5 protein-coding genes are annotated in these 6414 nt (G+C 52.1%); 4 read left to right on the top strand and 1 reads right to left on the bottom strand.

Features of this window, described 5'->3' with window-relative positions; translation table 11 throughout:
- Positions 1 to 137: 137 nt before the first annotated feature.
- The 3 genes from F8N44_RS31965 (at position 138) to F8N44_RS30630 (ending at position 3079) form a co-directional block, all read left to right on the top strand.
- Positions 138 to 524, top strand: coding sequence for a hypothetical protein (locus tag F8N44_RS31965; RefSeq protein WP_224794846.1), 387 nt, complete (start codon positions 138 to 140; stop codon positions 522 to 524).
- A 59-nt stretch (positions 525 to 583) separates the two neighbouring features.
- On the top strand, positions 584 to 1585 hold the full coding sequence (locus F8N44_RS30635; protein WP_263597117.1) for an MFS transporter: 1002 nt from the start codon (positions 584 to 586) through the stop codon (positions 1583 to 1585).
- A 480-nt stretch (positions 1586 to 2065) separates the two neighbouring features.
- On the top strand, positions 2066 to 3079 hold the full coding sequence (locus F8N44_RS30630; protein WP_191630989.1) for a helix-turn-helix domain-containing protein: 1014 nt from the start codon (positions 2066 to 2068) through the stop codon (positions 3077 to 3079).
- Between the two features lie 45 nt (positions 3080 to 3124).
- Here F8N44_RS30630 and F8N44_RS30625 read toward each other — a convergent pair whose 3' ends face one another.
- Positions 3125 to 4699, bottom strand: coding sequence for a cyclic diguanylate phosphodiesterase (locus F8N44_RS30625; RefSeq protein WP_150652965.1), 1575 nt, complete (start codon positions 4697 to 4699; stop codon positions 3125 to 3127).
- A gap of 447 nt (positions 4700 to 5146) precedes the next feature.
- Between F8N44_RS30625 and F8N44_RS30620 the strand changes: the two genes are divergently transcribed.
- Positions 5147 to 6370, top strand: a complete 1224-nt coding sequence (locus F8N44_RS30620; protein WP_150652964.1) for a hypothetical protein — start codon at positions 5147 to 5149, stop codon at positions 6368 to 6370.
- Positions 6371 to 6414: the final 44 nt, after the last annotated feature.

Raw genomic sequence — 6414 nt, 5'->3', positions numbered from 1 at the left:
GGTTGCCTTTTGGTCTGCGGATGTGTGCAGAATCAGGCTCCTCCAATTTTTTCGACCAGGCACCACTTGAACGTGTGCCGGATTAAGTCGAACGAGGGTAGGTAGCAGTGCTCTAGTAGTTTTTTCTTGTTGGTGGCATGCTCCTGAAAGTTGGGTTGAAAGGCTGGGCCATGGGAAGGGTCGCCAAGTCGTTTGCTACAGCGACCATTGACTGCTTGATGTCGGCGGAGCCCTTGAAACAAAGTGTTTTCGCCTGCCACTTTACAGGGACGTTTATGAAAAGTGCTTTGATTCCGTCATCATCGCTGGCATACGTGCAACCCGACTCGACTGGCAAGGTGCGCCGAGTAGTGTTGGCCTCATCTCTGGGTAACACCCTCGAGATATATGACTTTACGGTCTACAGTTTCTTCGCTGTTATAATTGGTCAGTTATTTTTCCCCGCAGACTCTTCCTTGGCTTCCTTGGCTTCCTTGGCTTCCTTGATGATGGCGTTGTTGACCTTCGCCGCGGGTTTCTCATGAGGCCGCTCGGAGCCGTGCTGATTGGCCGGTTTGCGGATTGTTATGGACGCAAACAGGCTTTGTCACTGACCATCGCTTTGATGACGGTGGGCACGGGAATTATCGCCTTCACTCCGACTTATTCCAGTATCGGCAGCTTGGCCACCATACTCCTGGTGCTGGGGCGGCTGCTCCAGGGATTCTCCGCCGGCGGTGAAGTGGGCGCTGCTTCCGCTTTTATGATGGAGTCCGGTCGCGCCGAAAATCGTTGCTACATGGTGTGTTGGCAGGGCGCAAGCCAGGGGATTGCCGCGCTGCTGGGAGCGTTTTCCGGATGGGTGCTGACGACGATGTTGCCGGAACAGGCGCTGTACAGTTGGGGTTGGCGAGTCCCGTTCATCATAGGGCTATTGATTGGTCCTGTGGGCTGGTACATCCGTAAGCATCTGGAAGAAACCCATGAAAATCGCGACAACCCCATGCTGTTTCGCGATTTTGTGCGGCGGCATGCTCGTACTTTGGGCCTGGGCATTTTGATCATGGCGAGTTCGACAGTGAGCTTCTACATGGTGGTGTTCTACATGCCGACGTACCTGACCCGAACATTGCATTACCCCAGCAGCCTTGCTGTTTTTCTGGTGGTGTTTGCCTGCATATTGCTCGTTGTCATCCCGCCTTTGGCCTCGCGTTTCGCTGACCGGATGCCGAGGCGTAAACCGCTGCTGTATTGGTCCTGTAGCGTGCACGCGGTGCTGGCGTACCCTGCGTTCATGCTACTCGATCAGCAAAGCACACTGCTCAGCCTGCTGGCAGTATCGATACTGATTTTGCCAATAGCCGTCAGCAGCGGTGCCGGGTTGACGTTGCTGATGGAAGCTTTCTCCCGCGATGATCGGGTGACAGGTGTTTCGATCATTTACAGCTTTGGCGTGACGTTATTTGGTGGGTTTTCTCCGCTGCTGGTGACGTGGTTGATTGCGGTGACGGGCAATCCACTAGTTCCCGCCTGGTATCTGTGTGCCGCGATCATTGTGAGTGGTGCATCCCTGCGCTTCTATCCCGAGCATCGAGGACGTCCCTGAATCAGAGTGGTGTTCAGATGGCCATGAACAACAGAGCCTATGCATTCGAGAGATCGCGTTGGCGGCAACCCGGCAACAGTTTGCTCACCCAGCGTGAGACGCAAGGACCAATCATATGAGGCAGGGTGATGGGGAGGGGCTGTTTGGCGGTGATATTGTCGGCCTAGCGGAAGTTTGATAGCTATATAGTGATGATTTTGTTTTTGGGTGCATTATGATTCTAAAAGTTGTATGTCAAGTATCGTTAACTAAAAAGTAATGTATTGATCTTGGAGGGTGGAACTATAACTATTTACTGGTTGCGCTAAATTAGGATTGAGTGGGCGGCTATCAATGTGACCTCTATTTTATGGGTTGCTTTTTTTTGTTCTGGTTTTAGTTCGTAGCAGTTTATCTGATACGAACTCGCCAGGGCTGGCGGTGGTGATCTCGAAGCAGGGTGCTCCGGGGGGTGCGGGTTTTATGTATGGGGAGAGAGAAATGGCGACGGTCGAAGTGGTTTTTTCCTCCGCAACGGTAGAGTCATCGCTTCGAAGTGATTGTTGGCGTGAGATGACGCGTCCGGTATTTGACATTGGCGTGCCCGACGAAAATCACGTCGGGGTTATCGAGGGCGAGCTTTCCAGTCGCTCGAGTGGTGAGTTACTCATCGGGCGGACGAGTTTCTCTGCGCAAAGTTTCGTGCGTTCGCGTCAGAAAATCCAAACGACAGGATTGGATGGGTATGTGATTCAGTTGTTGGTCGAGGGCAGCATGCGCGGCAATGTGGGTGATAACTGCGTGCAGGTTCGTTGCGGGGATATTTATATCCTGGATTTGGGGAGGGTGTGTGAGAATCACACCAGTGCCGGGGCGCGTCTGACGATGATGATTGAGAGAGGGCGTCTCGAGAGGATAGCGGGGAAAGCTGATCTGCATGGAATGATCTTTCGCCGAGAGCAGCCGATCAACCGCTTGTTGACCGATTTCCTGACGGAGCTTTGGAATGTTTCGCTCGGTTTGTCGCATAACGATTCGGTGCTGGTTGTGGATGTTGTTGGCCGTTTCATCAAGGGAGGGCTTAGTGCCTCTGTTCCGTTGCTTTCGCAAGAGCGAGAGATTGTCCTGGATACGCTGCGCTCGAATATTCTGCGCTTTATCGATGCCCATCTCGCGGAGCCCGAGCTGAGTGTCGAATCAATCATCCGACGGTTTTGCATTTCCAGGGCGGCCCTGTATCGCACGTTTGAGCATTACGGCGGGGTTGCAATGGTCATTCGTGAAAGACGTCTCAGCGGCGCGCATGAATTGCTCTCGCAGGCCGGTGCTCAATCAATTTCCCAAATTGCCTATAAATATGGATTCACTAGTCAAAGTCAGTTCTTCAAGGCATTTCGCCGCCAGTTTGGTGTTTCACCCAGCGACGCAATGAGCGTGGAGTCATCTACCATTGTTGCGCCGAATATCGGTGGGCTGGTCACCCATTTTTCTGGAGCGGCACACTTGGCATCATGACTGAGCCGATTCGATGATTGTCTCTCGCGGCCCCGGCACTCTGCGTTAGCGAAAGCGGTGTGGTACGCCGATCGCGATGGCGAGCGCTTGTTGATCGAGGCTGTCCAAAAAATCGGGTGCTGGCAGGGGTGTGGCGAAAAGATAGCCTTGCAGTAAGTCGACGCCCTGCGACACCAGGTAATCACGCTGCTCTCTTGTTTCCACGCCTTCGGCAACGATGCCCAGCTTCAACTTAGTGCTCAATTCGATGATGCTGTTCAGTACATGCGGCGAGAGAGCGGCAGCGCCGATCATGGCAACGAAGCTCCGATCGATTTTCAGGTAATCGACGTTGAACTGACACAGGTAACTGAGATTGGAATGACCGGTGCCGAAATCGTCAATGGCGATCAGCACCCCCAAGTCATGTAGTTGTTCGAATAGTTGACGGCTGATAGCGCTGGGTTCGATCAATTCGCGCTCGGTCAGTTCCAGTACCAATTTCACCTTGCTGGGGGCAAAAGCAGCCAGAAACTGACGGCAATCCTCTACCAGTTCCAGGTTTTGACAATGGCTGGCGGTAATGTTCACGCCCACATGAAACCCTGATTCAAATGATGCCGAGTGAGGGGCAAGAAGTGCGGCGGTTTGTCGTATCAGCGAGCGTGTCATGGGAATAATCAATCCCGAATGTTCGGCCAACGGTATGAACAAGTCAGGATGCACGAGACCTTCGCGTGGATGATTCCAGCGCATCAGAACCTCGAGCCCTGACCATTCCAGCGTGTCGCTGCGCACGATGGGTTGAAAGTATGGGATGAACTCCCCGGCTGCCAGTCCTCGTTGTAGTTCGTGGCTTGGGACGCTGGAGCGTTTTTGCAGCCAATTGGTCAGGGCGCCTGTCAGCACACCCAGGAACAGCAACAATGCCAGCAGCGGTGGATATTCCTTGTCCACATAGCGCCAGGTTTCGCCGTTGGGGAAGCCCGCGGTCACGCTGTACGGGAAGAGTGTGGAGTTCAGGGTGGTTTGTGCGACAGCAAAGTCTGGAGGGGGAGCCTGGGTAACCATGCCCTGACTGGAGATCCAGGCGGTGCCGACTTGCAGAATCAAGCCGGTCTGCCGTCCATTCAAGTGCAATATGTTACTCAGATGATGACCGTCGATGTTCACCAATGCGGCCCTGTGGCCTTGAACCAGGCGATAAACCAGCAACGACGACGTGGGGGTTACGGTATTGCCACTCATCAGTCGCAGTGTGCCGCCGACATAGCTGTTCGGGTTCACGGCTTCCTGGTATGGGCCGAACAACGATGTGCAATAGAGGTTGTTGTTCAAGGCCAGGTTGGCTGCGCGTACAAAAGGTCGCCGAGTCACTTGTTCGCGCAGAGCCAACTCGATATCGGCGCATGTTCGACCCGCTAGCGGCACGATGGCATAGGCCGAGAGCTCTGCATTATCGAGCATCAAGTCAAATTGCTTCAGCGCCTCGCCGGCGGTTTCCAGGGCGTGGGCGTTCAATGCCCGATTGGCTTGCCAGTGCAGGATTGCAACGCCCGAAACGACGGGCAATAGGCCGATGAACAGGCTCAGGGCGTAACGTGCCATCCATGAGTGAGAGCCTTTGACAGTCAATTGCATTATGTACCTGCATCGATAAGAGAGGCGAAAGGTGTTGCCTGATAACTACAGGCAGGCCGACGTTACTTAAGAAAGGTTTTGCCGCCCACAGCGATCCTTCGTAACGAGACATCAGGATTAAAAAAATGAGACGCAATGTGGGGCTGCGCCAGCCTGATTTCGCGATAGTGGACTCTGTCTTTAGTGCCTTGTCCGAAGGACAGTGTTTCGTGTTGGGAGAAGCGTCAAGATGGCGAAATACAAAAATGTGCTGCTGGCGAAACCTCCTCGTGATTGGCTCTCGACAGCACAAAGCAAGTGGGTATCACGGTCAATCGAAAAGCTGAAGCTTCACTGCCAGGTGAGTCCAGTGACGACGCAAATTGAACGATTTGAGATTCCGTCTGCCTCGATCAGCAATATCGACGTCGGAAGTGGACTATGAGCGCGTCTTACAGGGTGAATATGATGAAAGCCTTGTGGGAGGCTTCTCGGCGCGAATCACACTATTTCGGTCCGTATTTATATACCGCCCATCCCTCGGATGCGACAACGTGTAAAACCCGTGGGGAACAAATATCAAACACAGAATTCATCTGGGATAAAGAGGCCAAACAAGTGTACGGTCAGGCTGACGGTACACAAATTATAGACGTGGATGATTTTAGCAAAACGGTGGGGGCGCACTTCACTCTGGATGCACGAGATGAAGTACTTGCTATAGTGCAGTATCCAAAGAGTCTACCCTCTGAAATTGTCTGGGGCAGTATTGATGGAAGTAACCTTCTCACGAATACAGAAATCAATGTCGTAAACGGTCAGTTAAGAATAGTTGGCCTCAGGGGCGGGTGCCAAAAAGGGAAGGGTACTCATTTTCTCTGGGGGCGTGCAGTAACGGGCGATAGTTTTGCAGCAGGCGGCGCGTTGCAAGTGGTCATGTCAAATGCCAGTGTATTTACCCTAAGTAACCTGAGCACGTTGCGTACCCATGATCAGTCTTCGCGCAGGGCCGGCGCGGGGGTAAGGCTGTGGCTTCATGATGAGTCTTCATTTTCGGCAAGGTCTATTGATACGTTTGTTTTTTCGGGTGAGTTGAATGTGCTTGATTCGGCAGGTATGAATGTTGTAGCAAGTTCTATTGTGATGGAGGCAGGGGATTATATCGTTGCCAGTGACCCGGCTCCGTCTAAAAAGGAATGCTCGTTCAGTGTGAAATCTACAAAAAAAGACGATGGCATGGGCGTGCGGTTAAGCGATTTTCTTTTCGCGGGGAAATCACTTTCCACCGTGTCGGCGAAGTGTATTTCATTGTCCGATATAACGGTGAAGCACCGCGCGGTATTGCTTGTAAGAACTGATGGTTTTGATTTTTCTTGTGGCAAAACAAACATGATAACTCTGGGGGCGGGGTCTTCTTCGGTTTCAATAGTTCCCTGTTCGGAAGGGGCGGATAGCACATTTAATTTTCTTGATTATACGCAGGGTTATCCTGAAGGGATGTTCAATTTTGTCAATGATGAAGGGGGGAATGCGAGTGTGCTGAAGTTATCGTGTTCTCCTGAGGTTGGTCAAATCAATGCAATGCTTGATAGGAAGTTGTTGTGTATTAATGGTGTGCCGGTAACGTGCGCGGAAGAAATGAGCATTGTTATAAACGTCGATGTGCGGATGATATCGATATCAAATAAGTGATTTTCATTAACAGTAAATAACAGGGGCATCAATTATGGAAATTT

It is taken from the genome of Pseudomonas fluorescens, from assembly GCF_902497745.1.
In the GTDB taxonomy this organism is placed as follows: domain Bacteria; phylum Pseudomonadota; class Gammaproteobacteria; order Pseudomonadales; family Pseudomonadaceae; genus Aquipseudomonas; species Aquipseudomonas fluorescens_BM.
Note: the sequence above shows the minus strand (reverse complement) of the source record. Positions and strands in the feature narration are given on the sequence as shown.